Origin of the sequence: Hymenobacter sp. YC55 (assembly GCF_029433095.1) — a bacterium.
Classification (GTDB): domain Bacteria; phylum Bacteroidota; class Bacteroidia; order Cytophagales; family Hymenobacteraceae; genus Hymenobacter.
Window position 1 is genome coordinate 86802 of record NZ_JARNTX010000004.1, and the last position, 23123, is coordinate 109924.

Annotated in this window: 20 protein-coding genes; 12 read left to right on the plus strand and 8 right to left on the minus strand. The window is 53.6% G+C overall.

Annotated elements, in window-relative coordinates:
* Positions 1–105: 105 nt before the first annotated feature.
* A complete protein-coding gene (locus tag P1X16_RS22990; protein WP_277234210.1) occupies positions 106–996 on the minus strand; it encodes a hypothetical protein in 891 nt (296 codons plus the stop codon).
* Positions 997–1046: 50 nt separating this feature from the next.
* Positions 1047–2351 carry an amidohydrolase gene (locus P1X16_RS22995; RefSeq protein ID WP_277234211.1) on the minus strand — a complete coding sequence of 435 codons (1305 nt, stop codon included), beginning with the start codon at positions 2349–2351 and terminating at the stop codon, positions 1047–1049.
* Between the two features lie 183 nt (positions 2352–2534).
* Here P1X16_RS22995 and P1X16_RS23000 point away from each other — a divergent pair, with 183 nt between their 5' ends.
* Together P1X16_RS23000 and P1X16_RS23005 are read left to right on the plus strand one after the other, a co-directional pair.
* On the plus strand, positions 2535–3200 hold the full coding sequence (locus P1X16_RS23000; RefSeq protein WP_277234213.1) for a phosphatase PAP2-related protein: 666 nt from the start codon (positions 2535–2537) through the stop codon (positions 3198–3200).
* Between the two features lie 233 nt (positions 3201–3433).
* A complete protein-coding gene (locus tag P1X16_RS23005; protein ID WP_277234215.1) occupies positions 3434–5656 on the plus strand; it encodes a tetratricopeptide repeat-containing sensor histidine kinase in 2223 nt (740 codons plus the stop codon).
* Positions 5657–5697: 41 nt separating this feature from the next.
* Here P1X16_RS23005 and P1X16_RS23010 read toward each other — a convergent pair whose 3' ends face one another.
* Positions 5698–6483, minus strand: a complete 786-nt coding sequence (locus tag P1X16_RS23010; RefSeq protein ID WP_277234217.1) for an SDR family oxidoreductase — start codon at positions 6481–6483, stop codon at positions 5698–5700.
* Positions 6484–6576: 93 nt separating this feature from the next.
* Complete coding sequence (locus tag P1X16_RS23015; protein WP_277234219.1) at positions 6577–7392, minus strand: phytanoyl-CoA dioxygenase family protein; 816 nt, start codon at positions 7390–7392, stop codon at positions 6577–6579.
* 297 nt (positions 7393–7689) lie between these two features.
* Here P1X16_RS23015 and P1X16_RS23020 point away from each other — a divergent pair, with 297 nt between their 5' ends.
* From P1X16_RS23020 to P1X16_RS23030, 3 genes are all read left to right on the plus strand, one after another.
* Complete coding sequence (locus P1X16_RS23020; RefSeq protein ID WP_277234221.1) at positions 7690–8451, plus strand: WG repeat-containing protein; 762 nt, start codon at positions 7690–7692, stop codon at positions 8449–8451.
* Between the two features lie 260 nt (positions 8452–8711).
* Positions 8712–9554, plus strand: coding sequence for an energy transducer TonB (locus P1X16_RS23025; protein ID WP_277234223.1), 843 nt, complete (start codon positions 8712–8714; stop codon positions 9552–9554).
* Between the two features lie 532 nt (positions 9555–10086).
* Positions 10087–11646, plus strand: coding sequence for a hydroxymethylglutaryl-CoA reductase (locus P1X16_RS23030; protein WP_277234225.1), 1560 nt, complete (start codon positions 10087–10089; stop codon positions 11644–11646).
* A gap of 88 nt (positions 11647–11734) precedes the next feature.
* Here the strand turns inward: P1X16_RS23030 and P1X16_RS23035 are convergent, their stop codons facing one another.
* Both P1X16_RS23035 and P1X16_RS23040 read right to left on the minus strand, forming a co-directional pair.
* On the minus strand, positions 11735–12262 hold the full coding sequence (locus P1X16_RS23035) for a hypothetical protein (protein ID WP_277234227.1): 528 nt from the start codon (positions 12260–12262) through the stop codon (positions 11735–11737).
* Between the two features lie 120 nt (positions 12263–12382).
* Positions 12383–13591, minus strand: coding sequence for a homogentisate 1,2-dioxygenase (locus P1X16_RS23040; RefSeq protein WP_277234229.1), 1209 nt, complete (start codon positions 13589–13591; stop codon positions 12383–12385).
* A gap of 298 nt (positions 13592–13889) precedes the next feature.
* On the opposite strand from P1X16_RS23040, the gene P1X16_RS23045 reads away from it, so the two are divergent.
* Positions 13890–14888, plus strand: coding sequence for a transglutaminase domain-containing protein (locus P1X16_RS23045; protein ID WP_277234230.1), 999 nt, complete (start codon positions 13890–13892; stop codon positions 14886–14888).
* A gap of 162 nt (positions 14889–15050) precedes the next feature.
* Here P1X16_RS23045 and P1X16_RS23050 read toward each other — a convergent pair whose 3' ends face one another.
* Positions 15051–16733: a S41 family peptidase gene (locus P1X16_RS23050; protein ID WP_277234232.1), complete on the minus strand. Its 1683-nt coding sequence runs from the start codon at positions 16731–16733 to the stop codon at positions 15051–15053.
* 402 nt (positions 16734–17135) lie between these two features.
* Here P1X16_RS23050 and ruvX point away from each other — a divergent pair, with 402 nt between their 5' ends.
* The 4 genes from ruvX to P1X16_RS23070 all read left to right on the plus strand — a co-directional run bounded on the left by ruvX (position 17136) and on the right by P1X16_RS23070 (position 19646).
* Complete coding sequence (gene ruvX / locus P1X16_RS23055; protein WP_277234234.1) at positions 17136–17546, plus strand: Holliday junction resolvase RuvX; 411 nt, start codon at positions 17136–17138, stop codon at positions 17544–17546.
* Positions 17543–18142 (plus strand): peptide deformylase, encoded by a 600-nt coding sequence (def, locus tag P1X16_RS23060; protein WP_277234236.1) that lies wholly within the window; start codon positions 17543–17545, stop codon positions 18140–18142. The genes ruvX and def overlap by 4 nt, the downstream gene beginning before the upstream one ends.
* A 316-nt stretch (positions 18143–18458) precedes the next feature.
* A complete protein-coding gene (locus tag P1X16_RS23065) occupies positions 18459–19391 on the plus strand; it encodes a zinc dependent phospholipase C family protein (protein WP_277234237.1) in 933 nt (310 codons plus the stop codon).
* Positions 19392–19481: 90 nt separating this feature from the next.
* Entirely contained in the window at positions 19482–19646 is a 165-nt protein-coding gene (locus P1X16_RS23070; RefSeq protein ID WP_277234238.1) for a DUF5522 domain-containing protein, read from the plus strand.
* Positions 19647–19989: 343 nt separating this feature from the next.
* On the opposite strand, the gene P1X16_RS23075 is transcribed toward P1X16_RS23070, so the two are convergent.
* Positions 19990–20835, minus strand: a complete 846-nt coding sequence (locus tag P1X16_RS23075) for a class I SAM-dependent methyltransferase (RefSeq protein WP_277234240.1) — start codon at positions 20833–20835, stop codon at positions 19990–19992.
* Positions 20836–21053: 218 nt separating this feature from the next.
* Between P1X16_RS23075 and rpmB the strand changes: the two genes are divergently transcribed.
* Positions 21054–21293 carry a 50S ribosomal protein L28 gene (rpmB, locus tag P1X16_RS23080; RefSeq protein WP_022825070.1) on the plus strand — a complete coding sequence of 80 codons (240 nt, stop codon included), beginning with the start codon at positions 21054–21056 and terminating at the stop codon, positions 21291–21293.
* A 133-nt stretch (positions 21294–21426) separates the two neighbouring features.
* Positions 21427–23058 carry an aminopeptidase P family protein gene (locus P1X16_RS23085; RefSeq protein ID WP_277234244.1) on the plus strand — a complete coding sequence of 544 codons (1632 nt, stop codon included), beginning with the start codon at positions 21427–21429 and terminating at the stop codon, positions 23056–23058.
* The last annotated feature ends 65 nt before the right edge of the window (positions 23059–23123 follow it).

The window sequence follows — 23123 nt, forward strand, 5'->3', positions numbered from 1 at the left end:
TTCATTTGAAATGAGCTTGCTACAAGAGGCATAAATTGCTTTTAAAACCACAAAGGGCGCTCCGAGGCGCCCTTTGTGGTTGATAATGGTAGGCTGCTTTAGCTTTTACACTGCAAATCGTCCCGCCATATCTATGACTCCAGCCTCATAGCGCGCAAACGAGCCTTCGGCAGTATCCAGGTACAAGAAGGGCTCGATGAGCTCTAGTTCCATAAGCAGGAACTCGCCGTTGACTTCCACGCCATCGACGCGGGCATAGAGGCAGTCGGCGGCGAAGCGACCCACGATGTCGTCGGCGATGTGGCGTAGGTGGGTAGGCGCTTCACGGGAATCGATGCCACCGCCCAGGTAGTGCTGCACTCGGAAGTCTCCTGACTTTGGTGTTTTCAGTACGCTGTGGCTGTATTGGCCGCCCAAGTATATCAACGACCATTCGCCTTGGCTTTGGATCTGGGGCAGGAAAGGCTGGGCCAGAAAATCCTCGCTTTGCAAGAGGGCGGTTAACTCCGGGGCCCGCCGTTGGGCCTCGGCCAAGTTCATGTCGAACGTGTTTTTGGCACCACCGCTCACCGCTGGTTTCACCACCAAGCGGTTGGTGTGCAGCGCCTGAAATACAGTTTCGGCCTCGAAGGTGGTGCCGCGCGGCAGCCACCGTGTGGGCGCTATCCGGACGCCCTGCCGCTCCATATCGAGCAGATACTGCTTGTCAGCATTCCAGCGGACCGTAGCCACGGGGTTGAGCATCCGGATGTTTTCTTGCTCCATGCGGTCCAGCCAGGCATAAAATTCCTGTACCCGGTCGAAGTAATCCCACGGTGACTTTAGCAATACTAAATCATAGCTATGCCAGTTCACGGCCGGGTTGCTCCAGATCCGAGGCTCTACGTGGTGGCCTTGCTCCCGCAAGTAGCGCGTCAGCAGGTTGTCTTCGTCATCGATGTTGGGGGCTGCGTATTGCGCTAAGCTTTCGCAGGTAACGAGGGCTATGTTAAGCACGAGAGGTAATGAATGAGAATAACAGGAACTGCATTAGATGCGCAATAGGCCTACTTCTTCATGCCTAAGTAGTCGGCTGCCAGGGTGGCAATGGCTTGTACACCTAGCGTAAGGCCACTTTCATCAACAAAGAAACCCGGCGTGTGGTGCGGGGCAGTTTCGGCGGGGTTCTTACCCTTGGGCATGCCGCCCACAAACACAAACAAGCCGGGCACCTTCTCCTGGAAGTAAGCAAAGTCTTCGGCTCCGGTTACAGCTTTTTGCAGCACCACATGAGATGGACCTGCCACGCGTTGCAGAGTGGGCAGCATCCGCTCGGTTAGGCGCGGGTCGTTGTAAGTGATGGGGGCATAGTTGACAATATCCACCTCGGCTGTAGCGCCCGCGCTTGCCGCAATGTTGGTAGCCGTCCGCCGAATGGCAGCCCATATCTTCTGCTGCATGTCCTTGTCAAGGGTCCGGATAGTGCCGGTCAGCTCCACTTGGTCGGGGATGATGTTATTGCGCACCCCGCCGTGGATCATGCCTACCGTTAGCACGGCGGCATCCTCGGTTAGTTCGGTTTGGCGACTAACAATGGTCTGCAACCCCGTCACGATTTGGGCTGCCGTTACCACCGGGTCCACTGCCAGCCACGGGTACGCCCCGTGCGCCGACTTGCCTTTCACCTTGATAGTGAACACGTCGGCGGCGGCCATAGTACCTTCGGGGCGGTATTTGAGGGTGCCTACTTCGGTTTGGGCATTGATGTGCAAGCCGAAAACGGCGTCTACTTTCGGGTTATCGAGTACACCTTCTTGCACCATGAGGCGGGCGCCACCTACCACACCGGGCAAAGAGCCTTCCTCGGCTGGCTGAAAGATGAATTTTATGGTGCCGGGTAAGTCTTTCTTTACCTGGCTCAATACCTCGGCCGCGCCAAGTAGCATGGCCACGTGCGTGTCGTGGCCGCAGGCGTGCATCACGCCCACTTCCTGCCCGTTGTAGGTGGTGCGGGCTTTCGAGGCAAATGGCAAGGAAGCGGCTTCCGTAACGGGCAAGCCATCCATATCCGCCCGCAAAGCCACCACGGGGCCTGGTTTACCTCCTTTCAGAATGCCAACCACGCCCGTGCGGGCCACTCCGGTTTGCACTTCCAGCCCTAATTTTTTGAGTTGCTCGGCTACTATACCGGCGGTGCGCGTTTCCTGGTTACCTAGTTCGGGATGCTCGTGAAGGTCGCGCCGGCAAGCTATTACTTTCGATTCTTGGGCGGTAGCCAGCTTGGCTATGCGGGCATTAAGCGCCGCGTTCTGGGCTGCTGCCGGTAAGGTCAGCGTAGCCACAAGGGAAGTCAGGACTAAAGAATGCTTCATGTAGGAAAATGGGATTGGGCGCAAAAGATACTGCCCCGCCAGTAAAGGAGCGGCCCAGTGCGCAAGGTTTCCTGTGTACCTACTTCCCCAACATGTCCAGCAAGCACCACTTAATCCGCAAAGCACAGCTTATGAATATAGCGGCATGCGTTACTTTTGCGCCTGTTTTTGTGTAATCGTCTCATGCCCCATCTGATTGCTGCTCCCGATTCTGTGCCAGCCGCTTGGCCGGCCGCTTGGCAGCAGGCTGCTTTCCGGTATCGGTTGCTGATTACGCTGCTATTGCTAATAGCGCTGGTAGCTAATCTGCCACATTTTTTTGCTTGGCTGCAGACCCGGCCGGGCACTCTACTGCCCGACCCGTTCCTGGCTTTACTGCCAACGCACGAGGTATCGTGGTTTACCTTCATTGTCATCTATGTAAGCGCCGGAGTTGCGTTCACCTACGTGCTGCCGCGGCCTTATGTGCTGCTTCGTTTGCTGGGAGCTTATTGGCTGATGCAAATTTGCCGCGTCATGCTGCTTGCGCTGCTTCCGCTAGAGCCTCCGGTTGGCCTATTGCCCCTACGCGACCCAATTATCGATACATTCATTTACGTGTCGGCAGGTCCAATCACCAAAGACTTGTTTTTCTCAGGGCACACGGCTACGGTTATGCTGTTTGCCCTGGCTACGGGCACAAGCCAGCGTCGTCGGTGGCTGCTAGCTGCCACTGCCGTTGTGGGGCTGTTGGTGATGGTGCAGCGTGTGCACTATACGTATGATGTGGTAGCCGCCCCCATTTTCGCCCTCGGCTGTTACTGGTTGGCCGGCTGGTGGGCCGATCCAGCAAACAAAGAACTGGTGTGAAGCACAAAGTTCTTGGCCAACAGTCTACTTGCCTAGTGAGTAAGTAGACTGTTGGCCAAGGGCTTATTTATAAGCACTCTGTGTTAGTTTTATAGCATATTTACGTTTGCAAAACCTGTAGGCAATGCTCCTGAAAAGCGAGTATATTAATAGAGTAGGTCAATGTTTTTCTATAGAAGTTCCTTCTATCTTGCTTAGCCATTCAGCCCTAGCTGTTGGCCCCAACTCTATACATGAAGTGGATAATCACGCTATTGGCCTTACTCGTAAGTGGGCCGCTGTTAGCGCAATACAAATACTGGGGCACCGATTACGACTCGCTTTCACAGGCGGTACACAGCCAGCAGGCTGACACCACCCGCTTGCGCGTATTAGTGCAGCTAGTCGATATAGTTGACTTGTCGGAGCTGCGGCGCCGGCGCCAGTTGCTACCCCAGCTCGACGAGCTTTTGGCGCTCAACAAACAACTCAAGAAATTCGACGATGTACCTTACCAGCAGCTACGAGTAGGCGTGCGGCTGTGGGCCCAGGACCCGCCCAACCCGCAAGCACTGGCGGCCATGCAGCAAACTATTTTCTTGTTTGATGAGGCCAAACGGCAAATGCCCCGGTTGCTAATTGCTATGGCGCCGTTGTTCAACCAGTTGCGTCAGGTGCCGGCTCGGGGCGTGTACTTTCGCGAGAGGCTAGCTGCCTACAAGCTGCGCGGCGATAAGAAAAGCATGGCGGCTTGCTACTTGGCCCTCGGTGGCTACTACCGCCATAAAGGCGACTACAACCAGTCGATAAGCCACTTGCTGCAAGCCGCTGACTTATTTCGAGAGTTTGACCGGGCTCATTACGTTAACGAAATTATGGCGACAGGCGCTGCTTACGCCGATTGGGGAAATACGCAGCGGGCTTTGCACTACCTGCGGCTAGCTATGAAGTTGGAAGACGCCTACCAGATTGAAGGAGTAAAGCGTTTCTTTACTATCGAAGCTATTTCCAAGGTGCATCTGCGGCTAGGTCGTCATCCAGAAGCACTGCGCTTTGCCGATATGGGATTGAAGGCTGCGCGTACCGACTCGGCCACTGAGGCGGTGTATACTGCTTATGCTTTGGTTCAGAAAGGTGCGGTGCTGCTTGGAATGCACCAGCCTGAACAGGCCTACCCCTTTCTGCGCCAAGCCCAGCACCTCGACGATTCCCTGCACTTGCCCATGACGGGCCGGGTAGGAGAGTTCGAGCTAGAAGCTACGTGGGCGCAGTATTATGACGCTCGCCACGATTACCTCCGGGCAGAAAAGCATTGGCTTCGGGCGTACCAAAAGTCCACTGCGGCTCGCATGGATGTGCTACTGCCTCGTTATCTGGCGCAGCTTTCCCGCTTCTACGACGCGCAGAAGCGGCCAGCCGAAGCACAACGCTACTCGCGGGCTTACCTAACCCTAGCCGATACACTCAGTGCGGCCGAAGGCGCTTTCCACGTGGCACAGTACGAAGGCGAACGTACAGAGCAAGCTCAAAATGCCCAGATAGCCAATTTGCGCCATGAGCAGGCACTGCAAGCGCTGCGCATCAAGCAGCGCAACCTGCTGCTCGGCGGGGCTTTTCTGGTAGTTATTCTACTGTCCGGTTTGGGGGTGTTTATCTACCGGCAGCTTCAACGTAACCGGCACACGTTGCAGCAACTGCGGCAGGCGCAAAACCAGTTGGTTCAGTCCGAAAAGTGGGCTTTCGTGGGAGAGTTGTCGGCGGGTATTGCACACGAACTACAAAACCCGCTCAACTTCATGAAAAATTTTGCGGAAGTCAGTACCAAACTCATGGATGACATGGGCACCGGTACGTCGGTGCAGCAAAACAATCTGCAGCAGGAAATAATGACGGGCTTGCGCCAAAACCTGCGCGAAATCAGTGAGCATGGCTTGCGGGCTTCCGCTATAATCAAAAATATGCTGGAGCACTCCCGCTCCGGTACCGGCCAACCCGTACCCACCGACCTGAATAACCTTGCGGCCGAAGCTGCTCAGCTAGCTTACAAAGGATTCCGCACCCAAGATCCGGCGTTTAGCGCCACGCTCAAGACCGAGTACGATCCACAGCTACGACCCGCGCCAGTGCTGCCGCAAGACTTGAGCCGGGTTTTGATAAACTTGTGTACCAACGCGCTACACGCCGTGCGGCAACGCCAGCAAATAGGCGAAGCGGGCTATGAGCCCGAGATATGCATGTGTACCGCGCAGCATAGCAACGCAGTGGAAATTCGGGTGTGCGACAACGGGGTAGGAATGCCCGAGAGTGTGCAGCGGCAGATTTTCGAGCCTTTCTTTACCACCAAACCTGCTGGCGAAGGCACCGGTTTGGGGTTGTCCTTGAGCTACGATATTGTGAAAAAAGGCCACGGAGGCAACCTTGTTGTGAGCAGCGAAGTCGGCAAAGGCACCGAATTCATCATCACGCTACCCTGCTAAGGGCATACGAGTATTGCAAAGACAGTCGTAGGAAGCTGCCCTTACTTCAGGTGCTTCTCGTAGATGCCAGCCGCAATTTTTTCGGTTAGGGCTTTGGGTACAAGTCCTGTAAGCTTCGAGGAAATCTTGTTTAAAGCGCCCGGAATAATTTCGGCTTCGCCCGCTAATAGGGCTGCAATACCGGCTTGCGCCACCTGCGCGGGTGTCATCGAAACCTTGTTGGCAGTTTCTTGCAGACCTGCGCTCATCCCAGCCCGGTCGGCAAAGTCGGTGGTGGTAGCGCCGGGGCTGAGGCAGCTCACTGACACGCCCGATTCGCGCAACTCGTAGCGCAAGCCACGGGAAAAGCTTAGCAGAAAAGCTTTGCTAGCAGCATAAAGCGTGAGCGTAGGCACGGCTTGGTAAGCCGCAGTACTAGCCACGTTCAGGATATAGGCTTTGGGTTGCCGGTGCAAGGCCGGTAGCAGTAGGTGCGTTAGCGCCACGGGCAGATGCATGTTTAGTTGCAGCATGTTTTGCTGCTCCGCCAAGGTTAGCTCCTCGAAGCGGCCCCAAATGCCGTACCCTGCATTATTGATAAGTACCGTCAGTTCCTGCGCCTGCGTGCTTACCCACTCGGCTACCCGCTCAGCTGCACCAGCAGAGGCTAAGTCGCAGGGAAGAACATGCGCCTTAATCTTATGCAACTGCCGCAGCTCGGCAGCCACGGCCTCAAGCTGGTCGGCAGAGCGGGCCACGAGCAGCAGGTCGTAGCCACGGCGGGCTAGCTCGACGGCAAAAGCCCGGCCGATGCCACGCGAAGCGCCAGTGATGAGAGCAGTAGGCATAGAATCGAATAGCGAAGATGAAGTAGTAGGCTGAATGGGTGAGCTTGCCGTTTCACCCAATTAAAATGGCAAGCTCAGCATTCCGGCAACTTACTATTTCACCAAGTGAAGAAACCGCAAATAGAACGGCGTAGGGCTGTTTTCAGACTTAGGTTGGTACTTGCCAGCCAGAATCGGGATATACATCACTCGCCGCCGAGATACTTCGCCTATCAGCGGCGACTGTGCCACGCGGTGCCACATGCGGCCATCGTGCACCGTTAGGTCGCCAGCTTCGGTTTCAACGGCAACTTCGTTGGGGTCGAAGCTTACGTCTTTGTAGTACTTCTTGCGGAACAGCATTTCGCGCAGTGGCTGGCGGTGCGTGCCTGGTATCAGGCGCAGGCCCCCATTGGTCGAGGGCGTGCCATCGAGGTGGAAGCCTACGTTGAGCATCGGACCGATGCGCTTACCGTAGAACACGTCGCGCAGGGAGTCGGTGTGCCACCCCATTTGCGAAAACTCGCTGCCCGTTACGTTCACGTAGTGGTTGATGACGAGGCCGTCTTTCTCGTTGATGCCAATCCGGCCACCGGGAGCTTCGAGCAGCGGGAAAAGCGCTTGAAACCGTGGCTCCTCCAAAAATTCGCGCAGCTCCGTGCTGTAATGATTCGCGAAAGCGAAGCGCTGCACAATGGGGGAACCATCGACGTCCTTGCCGTACTTGATCGGCACGCCATTTACTTTCTGCACGTCGTCGGCTAGCCATTGACGCTGCACTTGCTCGGAAGCGCGCAACAGGCGCTGCACCGTGCTCAGGTCAGCAAAGCCCCGAAAGTGTAAGAATCCATTTCGCTGGAAAAACGCCAGTTGTTCAGCCGTGAGGGCAGAGCCTAGGGTGAAACGCGGGTAATTCTGTAGTGAAGACATATAGAGCGGAGGCGACCGGCAAATGCGCCTGCGGGCACAAAGATAGGAGAGTGGCACCGGACCGTGCCTTGCTTGCCGTAAAATTACGGTAACAAGGAAAATCCCAGCACTGACACTTGCGACCTTTTGGGCAGCCAGACTCCCAAAATTTAGCTTGATACGTGAAGAACAAGTGAATCAACCCGCAAACGAGCCACAGGTTTTGTGGGCTTGCGTACCTTCGCTTAAATGCCTGAATTCCGGTTTATTTCGTTTCCATCCCGGCGATATTTACGCCTTCTGTTTTGCACTCTGAGCGTGCTTGCCGCACTGCTGACCGATACGCCATTGCTCGCCCAAGCGACTAGTTCCCAACTGGTACCTTTCCGCCGTGGCAACCGCTGGGGGTATGCCGACCACACGCGGCACCTGGTGCTGCCCCTGGCCTACGACGAAGCTGGGCCGTTTGTGAGCGGAGTAGCCTTGGTTCGGCAGGGTGCCCTTTTCGGCTACATCGATGGCGGCGGCAACCCCGTCACGCCAATGCAGTTTACGCACGCCAGCAATTTCAACCAAGGCCGCGCCCACGTCGAGCTAAATGGCGAAACCTTCGATATTGACCTGAATGGCCAGCGCCTGAGCACACCTACCGACCCCGAGCCGGAAACCGATTACTTGGAGCAAGGCGACATAATGCGTCGGCAGGGTAAGGTCGGATTCCGCTTCACGGCTGGCTCCAGCACGGTGGTTCCCGCCGAGTACGACGAAATTCAAGACCTGCACCATGATGGGCTGTTAGTGGTTCGCCAAGGCACTAAGTGGGGTGTATTGAATGCCAAAGGCAAACTAATATTACCACTGGAATACGATGCCATTCGAGCCACGGCCACCAACGGCTTTGCTTATCCGATAGTAGAGCAAGCAGGCCGCTTTGGGTACGTCGATAATGAAGGTAAGCTCATGACAAAGGTGAAATACGCCGCGGCCGAACCGTTCATAGAAGAAGTAGCCCGCGTAACAACTCCTGAAGGCAAGACCGGCTACATCGACAGCCGCGGCAAAGAGTATTTCGAGGAGTAGGACCGACTGCAAACTAGGGTGTGAACCGGTAGTGAACCAACCGTCATGCTGAGCTTGCTGAAGCATCTCGCTCGAATCGTTGTAATGGCAAAAGGGTGTACCACACTGGCGAGATGCTTCGGCTGCGCTCAGCATGACGGCCGGTTTTTAAGCTAGAACCCACTTCTGGATACCTGTCCGTACTGTCTGAAAGGAGCAGCACAAGATTCAGGTTCGCCATGCGTTGCACGGTATAGTCTAGCCCTGCTAGACAAGACTCTATGCTACCGCTACCCATCCTCAACGTCCGCCTGAACGCCTGCCACGAAGACTGGCAGCAAATGACACCCGTAGCTCAAGGGCACCACTGTAGCATCTGCGACCGGGTGGTCCTAGATTTCACGAAAAGCACGCAAGCAGATCTGGAATCAGCCTTCCAAGCATCTGCTGACGGACGTGTCTGCGGCCGGTTCCGGCAAAGTCAACTTGCGCCAACACTACAACTACGTCCAAAGCTGCGGCGGTTTCTAGTGGCACTGGTGTTAGTATGCGGGTTGGGCCTGACGAGTAATGAAGCATGGGCCCAAGTACGGAAGGCAACACAGATGGCTAATTGCCCAAACGAAATAGAACTGATATTAAAGACTCCGAGGGAGTTGAATCCAATAACTCTCATCAAACATATAAAGCACGAATCAGTGATGGCTACACCTATTCTCCCGGAGCTAACATGGATAAATGACAGCGAAATTTCAGGAGGATTTATGGGGGCTGTTATAGGTAATGAAGTGGCTAGTCACAGAGAACCTCAGGTTTATAGCCACACAGAAAAAATGCCCGATTACAAGTTTGGCGGCCTAAAGGCACTACCTGACTTTATTAATAGGAATTGGGATTGGCCAAAGGAAGCAGCAGATGTAGATGGGCGGATATTTATCAACTTCATTATTGACAAGAATGGTCGAATGCGCAATGCCCATGTCATTAAAGGCATTCATCCGTTGCTTGATGCCGAAGCACTTAGGGTGATAAAATTGCTCAATGGTCAGTTTACTCCTGGTAGACACAATAATCAACCTGTAAACGTAAACTACATTCTGCCCATCACAATCAAGCTCAGCTGATATGCAACAGACGCTTCTAATGTTAAGCAGTCTATGCTTGATGAATGGCCATGTTTGGGCACAGCAAACTAGTCTTCGAAAGCCTGCTTCCACTTACAAGTCAGAAGCAAACGTTTCAAACACTATAATCTGCTATTTCCCACCTATGCCAGATTATAAGGACGGCGGATTTGAGGGAATGCGCAAATTCATTGACACGCATCTCCGGTATCCTGTGGGGCACCGGGAAAGAGGGCGAGTGTATGTAAGCTTTATCGTTACCAAGACAGGGAAAGTGAGCAATGTGCGCATACAAAAAGGGTTTGGACCCGCTTTTGACAATGAGGCGATGCGGGTTATTAAGATGCTAGGCGAATTCACAACTGTCACACAGAATGGGGAGGTGTATGATGTGCCGTTCACTGTACCGGTCTTTTTCAATCCGAAATAGGTACTAAAGCTTTGCTAGTTGCAGTGCTGCTGAAACCTTTCTCTGAAAAATTCGCACTTTACCACCAGCATCGTCCTACTCCCACTCTCGTCTTCTGCTCCCATGATTTTCACGCCTAGCCCCATGCTGCTGAAGCTGCTCTACACGCGCGGCAGCTTGCGCAATACGCCCAACGGTATTGCCTTCAGTATCAAAAACCGCCTCGATACCGTCCGCTTCACCCGGCTGGACTATATAGAAGTGGGAGGCCAGCGCGTTGCTCCCGAAAACATTGCCTTGGACTTAGGCGATGGTGACATCCGGCCCGCGCACGATGTGCTGAGCCGTACTCCTGGCGGATTGGAGTTTCCCGTGGGGCATAGTATCACTTTCTACCTCACGGCCAATGCGCTGCCCGAGGGTATTCATCCCATACGGGTGCAGTTTGCCGCCGACCCCTTTGGCGACCTGTCGGTGGAGGTAGAAGACGCCATTGTGCAGCAGTCCGATAACCGCACCCGGATTCCACGCCAGAGCCAAGACGATTATTCCGAGGCGGCCATTCAGGCCCGGCAGCGCTTCGCCGAGGAATTTTCCGGTCAGGAGTTCAAGCACCTCAAGCACTACTCGTTTGATGCACATATGCTGCAAGGCAACTGCGAGCATTTTACGGGGGTAGCGCAGATTCCAATAGGGCTGGCGGGCCCGTTGCGCGTGAATGGCGAATCTGCCCAAGGCGACTTTCTAATACCTATGGCTACCACCGAAGGTACCCTGGTGGCCAGCTACAACCGAGGTATTCAGGTGCTTAACCTCTGTGGTGGCGTCAAATGCACCGTTATAGGCGATGCTATGCAACGCGCGCCAGTATTCGTGTTCGACGATGCCCGCGGTGCCCGCGACTTTGGCCGCTGGGTAACCGAAACCATCGACCAGATTCGGCCGGAAGCGGAAAGCACTTCCAGCGTAGCCAAGCTGCAATACATTGATACCTACTTGGCCAACAAGTTTGCGTACCTGCGCTTCAACTTCAGCACCGGCGACGCCGCCGGTCAGAACATGGTAGGCCGTGCCACATTTGCCGCCTGCTCCTGGATTCTAGAGCATTATAAAGGCGCCCCTATTCGGCACTTCTACTTGGAGTCGAATTTTGCCACCGACAAAAAAGCGTCCCAAATCAATGTGATGCGCACCCGCGGCAAACGGGTAGTGGCCGAGGCCGTCGTGAAGCGTGAAGTTCTCCAACAGCGCATGCGCGTGACGCCCGAGCAACTGGCCTACCACGGGCAGGTCAGCAACGTGGGTGCCTTCTTATCAGGGGCCAACAACAACGGGGCACACTCGGCCAATGGCATTACCGCGCTGTTTATTGCCACCGGGCAAGATGTGGCTAACGTGTCGGAGTCGTCGGCAGGTGTATTGTATTCCGAAGTAACCAAGGAAGGGGATTTGTATCTGAGCATCACTATTCCGTCGCTCATTGTGGCTACTCACGGCGGCGGTACAGGCTTAGCCACTCAAAATGAATGCCTCCGCATGCTAGGCTGCGTGGGCCGCGGCACGGTCAATAAGTTCGCTGAAATAGTAGCGGGCGTCGTGCTGGCCGGCGAGCTAAGCTTAGGCTCGGCCATCAGCAGTTCCGATTGGGTAAGCAGCCACGAGCAATACGGCCGCAACCGGTAAAGCAACCACTTTAGGTAGTAATCCTAATCAACCAAAAAGGCCCATTCATTTCTGAATGGGCCTTTGCGTGAACTACAGGTAGAAGCTTTTACAGTGGGTCAGCCGTAACCCTAAAACGCGTGTCGCTGCGCAGGGTGATGTCGCTCGAAATAGGCTTGCGAATTTCGGCTTCGGTGGTAAGCGTGTAGCTTTTGGCCTTGATGTACTTGTCTAGCACCGCCTTCGTGGGCTCTAGGTTTATGGACTTGACACCGAGTGGCACATTGTCCAAGGAGGCTAGCAGCACCTTGTCGTTGCTGTCCGTGCTGATGTAAATTCGGATGAGCTTCAAGAAGTCTAGGTTCTCGCTACTTGGATCGGTGACGGTGAGCGTGAGTTGAGTTAGCGTCACCTTCTTCACCAAATTGGCGTTCGTGCCTTCGGTGCTAAACTTTTCTTCCGATTTTGTGGGAACGGTAAGCGGCGTCAGGGGCACCACCTTTCCAAGTGGGAATCCACCCGATACCTTGATGTTCTGTGAGTCCTCGATGTTGAAGGTCAATAGGTCGTCGATTTTCTCGCAGCCCATGGTAAGTAGCAAAAACGCTAACGGAAATAGTAGCAGTATTTTTTTCATGGAAGTTGAATTTTGCCACGAAAATACGAGTAGAAGAAATGCCAGGATTGCTTTGCCAGTCAAATAAAACGCCTTCCCAAACAAGTTCAGGAAGGCGTACAACTTGATATCAATCAATTACTAATCCATCATGTCGGCTGATTTAGGTGCTTCCGGCACGAAGTCAGGCTGCCAGCTCATGGGGTAGCGCGGGTCGACATAAGGTAGCGCGGCTTCTGTAAGGTAAAGAGGCCGGAACGTGTCGACCATCACGGCTAGCTCGTGGGTTTCCTTTTTGCCGAGGCTAGCTTCCACGGTGCCCGGGTGCGGCCCGTGTGGGATGCCGCTCGGGTGCCAGGTGAAAGACGCCAAATCCACGCCCCGCCGCGACATAAAATTGCCGGCTACATAATACAGCACCTCGTCGGAATCGACGTTGGAATGATTATAGGGCACTGGGATGCTTAGTGGATGATAGTCGAAGAGCCGCGGTACAAACGAACAAATCACAAAGTTGTGCCCTTCGAAATGCTGATGCACCGGTGGGGGTTGGTGCAGCCGGCCCGTTATCGGCTCGAAATCATGGATGCTAGTGGCGTACGGATAGAAGTAGCCGTCCCAGCCGACCACATCAAAAGGCGAATGGCCATAGGTGAGGTGGTGCAACTGGCCTTCCTTCTTGATTTTCAGTAAGTACTCGCCTGATTCCTGCGTGTCATCCGCGACCAGTTCGCTCGGTGGCCGGATGTCCCGCTCGCAATACGGCGAGTGTTCGAGCAACTGCCCAAAGTGGTTGCGGTAGCGCCGACACGTTTCCACTGCGCTAAACGATTCGATAATGAGCAAGCGCACGGGTCCTTCTTCGAAGTGTAGCTGGTGGATGATGGTCCGGGGAATTACCACATAGTCGCCGGGCTCGAAAGCTACTTTGCCCATCTGGCTCCATAGTTCACCGCGGCCTTCGTGCACAAAAATCACTTCGTCGGCCAGGGCATTTTTGTAGTAGTAGCTCATGCGCCGCTCCGTCGGGTTGCAGATGCTGAGCGTGACGTCGGCATTGCCGAGCATGGTTTGGCGGGCAGCTAGGTAGTCGCCGCCGGTGGTGGTTTGGGCTAGGGTCCGTAAATGGCTCGGCTGCAAGGGTCGGTCTTTGAGCAGCTTGGGACTGAAAGGCTCGGGCTGACCTAGCTGTCGGATATCGGTAGGCGGGTGCCGGTGGTATAGCAGCGAGGAAACGCCGTGAAAGCCGAGCGTACCAACCAGCTGCTCGGAGTACAGCGTGCCGTCGGGCTGGCGGAATTGGGTATGGCGCTTGCGCGGAATTTGGCCAAGGCGGTGATAGTAAGCCATAAAGACCGGGTGGGTTTGGGTGGAAAGTGGGACGGAAAGCGTGAAACGTGAAGGTAAGAACGTTTGAGAGGAGTGAGGATATGCGCACCAGTCAGCAGCTTTTTCTGTTGTCTGTAGAGGCGTCGTTTAAATCCGTAGTTACTGTTTGATGGCCTTCTTCACCCTATTTGGGGCAGAGCTAGACCTGACTTCTAAGCAGTTGAAATCCGTCTTGACAAACAAACCCTCTTTCGATACGTTACTTTTGTACCTCCTGTATTGGCCGCCGATGGCCGATTAGGACATGTTCTGCTGCTTTATGTCTACTGCTATCCTCCGTTACTTGCTGCCTGCGGGCTTTGCACTGCTAGCTGCCGGGCCTACGCCCACACCACGGATTCGCACCTTCACTTTCGATTACACGGCTACAGTGCCCGCTCTACCGGCCGGCACCGATTCGGTAGAGCTATGGTTGCCCGTTCCGCACCCTGATGCTTCGCAAGACATCCAGCAACTGGAAATCAAGACGAAGGTTCCCTATACTATCTCCGACGCGCCGTTCGGCAACAAGGTCCTTCATCTTAAGGTACCTGCCGCACAAGCTACCGGCCTCACCGTCGATATGAGCTTTCAGGCAACGCGGCGTGAGCATCAAAATCCTTTCTTGGCGGCTACCAAAGGCAAGCCTACACGCCCTATGGAAGCTACCGACCCCAACATGGCCCGGTGGCTAGCTCCCGACCGCCTTGTTCCGCTCGACCCCAAAATCAAGGGCTGGGCGCAGGAAGTGGTAGCAAAAGCCAATGCTAAAACTGACCTCGAAAAAGCCCGCGCCATTTACGAGCACGTCGTGAGCACCGTTACCTACGACAAAACCGGCCAGGGCTGGGGCCGCGGCGACATCTACTACGCCTGCGACGCGCGGCGCGGCAACTGCACCGATTTCCACGCAGTATTTATTGGGTATTGCCGGGCGTTGGGTATTCCGGCGCGATTCAGCATCGGGTTTCCGTTGCCCGCCGAGCGCGGCACCGGCGAAATCAAGGGCTACCATTGCTGGGCCGAGTTCTACACCAAGCAAACCGGTTGGGTGCCCGTCGATGCGTCGGAAGCCGCCAAAGACCCGTCGCGCCGTACCTACTTCTTCGGGGCGCACGACGAAAACCGCGTCGAACTCACCCGTGGCCGCGACTTAGTGCTGGCCCCGCAGCAGAAAAGCAACCCGCTCAACTATTTCGTTTATCCTTACGCCGAAGCAGACGGCAAGCCACTCGAAGGAGTGAAGGGTCAGTTTCGGTACCAAGACAAAAAGCTGTAACGGTTTGTCAGGTGGGCTTTTACCTAAAACGCTAGTCATAAGCTACTCAGGTATTCGTGCCCACTGATCGGCGTGATTTCTAGTATAGCGTAAAATCAAAACGGCCGGAGTTCCTCTCTCCGACCGTTTCGCGGTATAGCCTCAGATAACAATAGATAAAGGTTAATTCATTGACAGCTTCTGCATAGGATTAGCTGAACCGTTGCCCATAGCCTGTACGGCCTGCTTCAACTCGATATCCTGCTCGTGCAACACGGCATAGTAGGTTTGCTTGCCATAAGCGCTCCGGGCGATGTACGCCTTGATTTGGTTGCGCAATAAGCTAGCGCAAGTGCGCAAGTGTGTAGGGTTAGCGGGCATTCCGTCGCGCACTGCCATGTCAACTAGGGCTTGCAACTGCGAGTCGCTAATGCGGAATGTGCTAAGGAACTGCTCGGGGCGCAGTGCTTCTAGCTCTGTTTTGTGCTCTTTATAGTAGTTAAGCGCGTACTCCCGTACCAAATTGTGGCTTTGTAGCCGGGTATAGTAAGCTGAAAAAGCTGAGGTATCACGAGGTACAAATATGTCGGGCATGATGCCGCCGCCTCCGTATACCGTACGCCCGTGGTCGGTGTGGTAGCGCAACGAATCAGCGAAATGGATGCTATCGGCATGGAATAGCTCCCCGTGCCGCAGCCGATTCTGTAGATCCTGCTCGTAAGCAGCCAGCCCCTTGCGGTACGACTTCTGGATGCTACGGCCCGAAGGTGTGTAGTAGCGCGCAATAGTTAGCCGCAGTTCCGACCCGTCGTTTAAAGCAATAGGCTGTTGTACCAAGCCTTTGCCATAAGTGCGGCGGCCAACCACTAGCGCTCGGTCGTGGTCTTGCAGAGCGCCGGCCACCACTTCAGCGGCTGAGGCACTGCCTTCGTCTACAAGTACTACCAAAGGTCCTTCCTCGAACTCGCCCGTTACCCGCGAAAAGGTCTGGGTGTCGTATTGGTCGCCCTTACCGTCGGTGTACACTATTTTGCGAGTACCGCCAATAAACTCATCGGCTAGCTTGGTTGCGCGGTCGAGGTAGCCGCCAGGGTTGCCGCGCAGGTCCAGCACCAGACTGGTCATGCCTTGGCGGCGAAGGTCACCAAGGGCCTGCTTGAATTCGTCGTAGGTACCCGTAGCAAAGCGGCTGATTTTGATATAGCCAGTCTGCTTATCGAGCAAATAAGACACGTCAACCGAATTGTTGGGGACGCGGTTGCGGATAACGGCCACGTTTAAGGGCTTAACCTGATGGTGACGTAGCAATTGCAAAACCACTTTCGAGCCGCGGGTGCCGCGCAGCTTCCCAAACATCTGTTCAGTGGTAATATGGATGCCCGAAACCCGCTCGCCGTTCACCGCCATAATTCGGTCGCCGGGTTGCAAACCGGAAAGCTCGGCTGGGCCGCCACTAAGCGGTGCTACCACTGTCACGGTGTCGTGGAAGATGTTGAATTCCACGCCTACGCCGTCGAAATCACTCTGCAGAAAAGACGAAGCTTGCTGCTGCTGCTTAGCAGGAATAAATACCGAGTGTGGGTCAAGCTGCTCCAGCATCCGGCCAATAGCATAGTCCGATAACGCTTCAGCATCTACTGAGTCCACATAGTCGCGGTCGACGTAGGAGAGAATCTCTTTGAACTTAAGATAACCACGGACCGTCCCATCAGGATTTTGATTGGAAGGCCGAAACGGATTAGAGCCCAATAGCACCCCGCAAGCCAGCGTAAAAGCCAGTAACAGCGGCTGTCGCACCTGCCGCCGCGAATTGCGGGGCGTAGGCTCCGTTGCAGGCGTTAGCTGAGGCGTAGACTCTGTTGTCATAAGAAGCTAAGCAAGTAAAGGTTCAGGCTGTGAGGATGCTGCTTGACGCTGAAGTATGAATCAAAAATATTAAAACTTTTCCAAGAAAATAGGCTGGCTGATGGCAGTCTAGGCATTTTCAAATAACAATGCAATTTTATCTTTATTATAAGCAAGGAAACACGTTATGAGGAGAAATAACTTGTAGATTTTCTAGTTGGACTAATCTGTTGAAGCAGATGATTGGATCCGTTTTGAGTGGTATAAAACCAATTTGTTGGGTTTCGTGAGTGAATCGATGCCAGCGCAAGTAGAAGTAGCGGAACGTGGTATAGAACCAGCTATTTTTACTGGTCTGTCGTATCTTTGAGACGGTAGCCTTGGTGGCTGTTGCTGTAGTGTCACATTGAACATCATTCCGTCATGGGCCGTATTCTCGCCATTGATTATGGCAATAAGCGCGTCGGGCTCGCCGTAACGGATCCACTACAGCTCATAGCCACCCCCCTCGACACGGTGCACAGCAAGGATTTGCTGGCGTACCTGAAAACGTATCATCAGCGCGAACAATTGGCAGCAATAGTAGTTGGGATGCCTAAAACGCTTCTCAATGAAGCAACTGACAGCACTAGCGCCGTTGTTGGCTTGGTACGGAGCTTGCGCCGCGAGTTTCCCGGCTTGCCTATCCACGAGATAGACGAGCGTTATACCTCGCGGATGGCGCACGCCGCAATGCTAGCGGGTGGCCTCAGCAAAAAAGACCGCCGCGACAAAGCCACCGTCGACCGGGTAAGCGCTACCCTTATTTTGCAATCTTTTCTCGAATCCCAATGATTTACCCAATAGTTGCCTTTGGCGACCCTGTACTGAAAGCGCGCGCCAAAGACATTCCGCACGATCTACCGGCCGACGAGCTAAAGCAGATTGTACAGGACATGTTCGAAACCATGTACCATGCCCACGGGGTGGGGCTGGCCGCGCCGCAAGTAGGCAAGAGCATCCGCTTGTTTGTCATCGACTCCGAGCCAATGATTGATACCGAGGACGAAGAAACCGGCGAGCCGCTACCCGATGCCGAAAAGCCTGTGAAACGGGCATTCATCAACCCGAAGATGGTGAGTGAGACCGGCGAAGAGTGGGGCTTTGAGGAAGGCTGCCTCAGTATTCCGGGCGTGCGAGAGATGGTGTACCGTCACGAGACCATCGTGCTCCGTTACGAAGACGAAAACCGGCAACAACATGAAGAAACTTTCGGTGGTATGACAGCCCGTGTTATTCAGCACGAATATGACCACCTCGAAGGCGTACTCTTCACCGACAAGATTTCAGGATTTAAAAAGCAACTCATCAAAGGCAAACTCACCCGTATCAGCAAAGGCGACGTGAATGCCGATTACCGCATGCGCTTCGCTAGCCAAGGGCGCCGATAGACAGTCAGACTTACTTATCTTCAAAAGCCAGCTTCCAACGACAGCTGGCTTTTGTATGCTATATGAATTGACTATTAGCATTTTCCACTTATAAGTAGGGTTGCTGTACGCTATATATAGCGGTGCAGCAACCGTTTTCAGCTAGGGTTAGGTCCATTCTCTCGTTGTTTGAGTGCCGTTAGCGGTGCTAGACTAACTGTGCTGGCAGTCAGTTCCTTGATTGCTGATAGGTCTTCCTTATCTTTCTTGCTTGTATTGCTATTGTTCAAACTATATGCCTCGCGTACTATCTCTATTGCTAATAACAGTCTTGTGCTTGTTGCCACTACAGCCGCAGGCATGGGGGTTCTTTGGGCACCGGCTCATCAACCGCCTGGCAGTGTTTACATTGCCGCCTGAGATGATAGGGTTCTATAAAACCAACATCGAATACCTCACCGAGAATGCCACCCGGCCGGACTCCCGCCGCTCCGTAGTGCCTAGCGAAGCTGCCCGCCACTTTCTGGACGTGGATGTATATGGCGACTCTGCCTTAACCAAATTGCCTCGCTCATATGCCGATGCAGTAGCTAAGTACGGCGAAGACTCCTTGATGAAGCATGGCATTGTGCCGTGGCAAGTGGTTAGAATGAAAGGCCAGCTCACAGAAGCCTTTCGCCAGCGGGATGCCGACCGAATCCTGAGTTTATCGGCTGATCTTGGGCACTATATTGCCGATGCCTGTGTGCCGCTACACACCACGCACAACTACAATGGCCAGCTTACGGGGCAGCGCGGTATTCACGGATTTTGGGAATCACGGCTGCCTGAGATTCTGGCGGCCAACTACGATTTCTTCACTGGCCCCGCGCCTTATCTGGATTCCCCATCCAAAACGATCTGGGCAACCGTAGCCCGCTCCAATGCTGCCGTCGATTCGGTATTACGGTTTGAAAAGGAATTAACGAGCAAGTTTGCCGACCATAAAAAATATGGCTTCGAGGAGCGCAACAACCAAACGGTGCGCGTGTACTCCCGTGAGTTCAGCCGCGAGTACCACCAGCGGCTCACAGGCCAAGTAGAGAGACAAATGCGCCTAGCGCAACGTCTAATTGGCGCTTTCTGGTACACCTGCTGGGTAGACGCTGGGCAGCCCGACTTAGACAAGCTACCAAAACAGCCTTCTCTGAAAGAGCAGCAACGCCTAGCCCAGGAAACAAAAGAACTGCGACAAGTCCCTCCTGTCGTTTCTCCCGGTCACGAGGATTGATGGAGCAGCGCAAGCCACCGTACTACTCACACAGCGCAGGTACGAAATTATGGTGGAACTTTACGGCTCGTCTGACTGCTGACAGTTTCTATGCCTAGCTCTGCTTTTCTAGCTCAACCCCTCCAACCCGGCGACTACTACCTTACACCCGAAGGTTATATGGTTTTCACCGAACAGTATCACCGGCGGCGCGGCAACTGCTGTGGCAACGGTTGCCGTCACTGCCCTTGGCGAAAAGTCAAACCTGCTAAATAAAGGCGTCTCATGTATAGATACCCTTACGCCTAACAGTTTAACTGTAATAGGTAACTCTTAACAAAGCCCGCCACGTCACATCTACATGTGATGCGGCGGGCTTTTAGATTGAGTAACTTGCCACAGTAAAAGTTACTAGAGTTCAAACTTGTTTATTCGGCTAGTAGCCAAATGTTTATCTATCAATTGTCTATTATTTCACACTTTATTCTAAGTGATTTGTCTGCTATGTTACAGGGATAATGGATATATCTAGTAAAGCAGAAGGGCGCGGCAATAAATTGCCGCGCCCTTCTGCTTTACTTCGCTCTTTATTGACGCTAATAACCGCTCTATCAACAGCTCAATTCACTCGCAGCCAATAAGAGCCACCGTGAGTTTCAACTCCTTGTAAGGCCGGCTGCTGCCAGAGAGGGGTCAAGATGCCACTCAATTCGGGGTCTTGGCTTATAAAGTAGTTCGGCAAAATTGTTTCGTACTTATCGGGATTGGCTAGTATGAAAGCCGCCAGCATGTATTGCTCTGAATATGCTCGGTCGCACATAAACTGCGGATAATCGTAAGGCAGATAGATGTCATGGATATGCACAATGACGCCAGGAGCCAGCCGTGGGAGTACCTCCAGGAAGAACACCATGGAATCGGAATTCGGCAATACTCGGTGCGAATTATCAATGAACAGGATGTCATTGGCCTTGAGAGAGTACAGAAACGAGAAGTCAGTATCCTCGAATGGCTTGCGCACTACATGTTGCGCTAGTTGGTCTATTTCCGCCCGCGGATAAGGGTCGATAGATGTAATCTGAGTCGGCAGGCTCTGGTCACGGATAGCCTTGGCGGCTACTTTAGTGGAATTGCCCGAGCCTACTTCCACATATTGGGCTGGCCGGAAATGCGCAAGCATTCCATAGATGGCTACTATGTCGAGGCCTGGCAAAAAGGTGTTGTTCCAAGCGGGCTGCTTGGTATCAGTTTCAACCTTTGCATCCTTCACCTGCTCGAAGATAGGCTTGTAGGTCAGTATGCCGTTGAGTAGCTCTCGATATGTTTCGCGGTGCCGGTTGATGAGGTCATAGAGCGGCTGATGTGGCGGTTTGCCGTGGCCATAGCGAGGTTCGAAGCTAACTTTATACTCTAAGAAAAGATTCTGGTATTTGGGCGATACAAACTGATAGAGTTCCTTCAGCATGAGAGCAGGTGGTTACAAGAGAAGCTTGGCTGTTTCGGTTGAGTCAGCAGTTAGCAAAACTACTGTTTTCTAAGTTTCTGTTTCAGGGAAACCAGCATGTCATAAAAGCAAGTTGTTATTTTCCTATCGACTTGTTGGGGAGACATTTGGCGATTATCAAACTTATACCGATATTTGCGCCCCTGTTTCTAGCATTGTAACCCCAACCTTCAAATATCATGGCCCGAGTTTGTGATTTGACCGGCAAGCGTACCCGCGTAGGCAACAACGTGTCGCACGCTAACAATAAGACCAAACGCAAATTCTACCCGAATTTGCAGAAGAAGCGCTTCTACATCCCCGAGGAAGATTCTTGGGTAACGCTGAAAGTAGCTACCAGCACCATCCGCACCATCAACAAGAACGGCATCATGTCGGTCCTGAAGAAGGCAAAAGAGCAAGGCTTCATCGTTTATTAGTAGAGCCTTTTCCGGCTTACTCTAGAGCGAAAGAATAAACAGACGCGTACCCGAACTGAAAAGCAATTTTCGGTTCGGGTACGCGTCTTTGTTGTATCTAACTAGCTTCGCCTTTGTTCTTCTGCTCTTCTTTATGACTCGGTTTCTTTGCCCGCTGCTGCTGACCTTCGCTTTAAGCGCCCCATTGGCTGATGGATATGCGCAACGGGCTGCGGGCCCCGGCCGCCCTACCGACTTCTTGGCGCCAACCTTTCATAAGAGCCGGCGAGAATTGTTGCGGCAAACGTTGCCAGCTGGTTCAGTAGCCGTACTGTTTGCGGCGCCCGTCCGCAACCGCGCCAATGACGTCAATTACGTATATCATCAAGCCCCCGATTTCTACTACCTAACTGGCTACGACGAGCCGGATGCCGTGTTAGTGCTCTTTAAGGAACCGCAAACTATAGGTGGGCAAGCGGGTATCACGGAGGCCCTGTTTGTGCAGCCGCGCGACCCAAAAGCTGAATCCTGGACAGGAAGACGATTAGGCATAGAAGGAGCGCAGCAACAGTTGAAGCTACAGTACGTGGCCAATAATACCGACTTTGCTGGTGCCGGTATTCGGTGGGCAGACTTTCAATACATCCATTTTCTCGACCTGCCTACGGATGTGCGCGACGACGCACGAAATCCTGCCGACTTGTTTGACTTGGTTGCGGGTTTTCGCCAGCAGGCCGGCATACCGGATGCATACGACACTAAGAAAGCAGAAATCTATCGTGCGGTTGAGCGCAATGGCATCACGAATGCGACGAAGGTAAAAGCCTATCTGGAAAGCATGATCAAGGCGCAGCCTGCTTTGGCGACGGATACTTACATACAGAATTATCTCCAAGCTACCACCGATGCGGAGCGCCAGAAAGCTATAACAGCTCGCCCTACCAGTCGCTTTGAGAATGCGGTACTTGATGATGCGCTAGACGAGATGCGCGCTGTGAAAACTCCTGAAGAGCTAAACTTGCTACGCCGGGCCGTCCGCATCAGTGCAATAGGCCAGCAGGAAGTAATGAAGGCAATGCGTCCCGACATGGGCGAAATGGAAGTGCAGGGCCTGCACGAGTATGTGTACAAACAATACGGCGCCGAGTTTGAAGGTTATCCGAGCATAGTGGGAGCGGGGAACAATAGCTGCATCCTGCACTACGAAACCAACGATAAGCCGCGTCTTGGCAACGACTTGGTACTAATGGACTGCGGTGCCGAGTACCACGGGTACACTGCCGACGTAACCCGCACCGCACCCGCTTCCGGTAAGTTCAGCCCAGCGCAACGGCAGATATACGAGTTGGTGCTAGCGGCGCAGGATGCAGCCATCCAGGAATGCAAACCGGGCAATGAATTCCAGGCTCCCAACAAAGCCGCACAACAAGTAGTGGCCGATGGACTGATGAAGCTTGGCATTATTCAGAAGCCGGAAGAAATGCGTCGCTACTTTCCGCACGGCACCAGCCACTACCTCGGTCTCGATGTGCATGACCGGGGCAACTATGGCCCCCTCAAAGCTGGCAACGTTATTACGGTGGAGCCAGGAATCTACATTCCGGAAAACAGCCCGTGTGACAAGAAATGGTGGAATATCGGCGTGCGCATCGAAGATGATGTGCTCATTACTGCCACTGGCGCCGAGAATCTTTCCAAGGAAGCACCCCGCACAGTAGCCGAGGTAGAAACTATGATGGCTAAGTCAAGTGCCCTCGACGATTTAAAGCTGCCTACGTTGAAATAAGTAGAGTCGCTTCTTTAAGCTGTAAAGAGCAATGGAGAAGAGAAATATTCTGCCTCTACTGTATA

Excerpts from the sequence above, each read along its gene's own strand:
- P1X16_RS22995 (WP_277234211.1), bottom strand. The coding sequence starts at position 2,351 with ATGAAGCATTCTTTAGTCCTGACTTCCCTTGTGGCTACGCTGACCTTA.
- P1X16_RS23000 (WP_277234213.1), top strand. The coding sequence starts at position 2,535 with ATGCCCCATCTGATTGCTGCTCCCGATTCTGTGCCAGCCGCTTGGCCG.
- P1X16_RS23005 (WP_277234215.1), top strand. The coding sequence starts at position 3,434 with ATGAAGTGGATAATCACGCTATTGGCCTTACTCGTAAGTGGGCCGCTG.
- P1X16_RS23010 (WP_277234217.1), bottom strand. The coding sequence starts at position 6,483 with ATGCCTACTGCTCTCATCACTGGCGCTTCGCGTGGCATCGGCCGGGCT.
- P1X16_RS23015 (WP_277234219.1), bottom strand. The coding sequence starts at position 7,392 with ATGTCTTCACTACAGAATTACCCGCGTTTCACCCTAGGCTCTGCCCTC.
- P1X16_RS23025 (WP_277234223.1), top strand. The coding sequence starts at position 8,712 with ATGCTACCGCTACCCATCCTCAACGTCCGCCTGAACGCCTGCCACGAA.
- P1X16_RS23030 (WP_277234225.1), top strand. The coding sequence starts at position 10,087 with ATGATTTTCACGCCTAGCCCCATGCTGCTGAAGCTGCTCTACACGCGC.
- P1X16_RS23035 (WP_277234227.1), bottom strand. The coding sequence starts at position 12,262 with ATGAAAAAAATACTGCTACTATTTCCGTTAGCGTTTTTGCTACTTACC.
- P1X16_RS23040 (WP_277234229.1), bottom strand. The coding sequence starts at position 13,591 with ATGGCTTACTATCACCGCCTTGGCCAAATTCCGCGCAAGCGCCATACC.
- P1X16_RS23045 (WP_277234230.1), top strand. The coding sequence starts at position 13,890 with ATGTCTACTGCTATCCTCCGTTACTTGCTGCCTGCGGGCTTTGCACTG.
- P1X16_RS23050 (WP_277234232.1), bottom strand. The coding sequence starts at position 16,733 with ATGACAACAGAGTCTACGCCTCAGCTAACGCCTGCAACGGAGCCTACG.
- ruvX (WP_277234234.1), top strand. The coding sequence starts at position 17,136 with ATGGGCCGTATTCTCGCCATTGATTATGGCAATAAGCGCGTCGGGCTC.
- def (WP_277234236.1), top strand. The coding sequence starts at position 17,543 with ATGATTTACCCAATAGTTGCCTTTGGCGACCCTGTACTGAAAGCGCGC.
- P1X16_RS23070 (WP_277234238.1), top strand. The coding sequence starts at position 19,482 with ATGCCTAGCTCTGCTTTTCTAGCTCAACCCCTCCAACCCGGCGACTAC.
- P1X16_RS23075 (WP_277234240.1), bottom strand. The coding sequence starts at position 20,835 with ATGCTGAAGGAACTCTATCAGTTTGTATCGCCCAAATACCAGAATCTT.
- rpmB (WP_022825070.1), top strand. The coding sequence starts at position 21,054 with ATGGCCCGAGTTTGTGATTTGACCGGCAAGCGTACCCGCGTAGGCAAC.
- P1X16_RS23085 (WP_277234244.1), top strand. The coding sequence starts at position 21,427 with ATGACTCGGTTTCTTTGCCCGCTGCTGCTGACCTTCGCTTTAAGCGCC.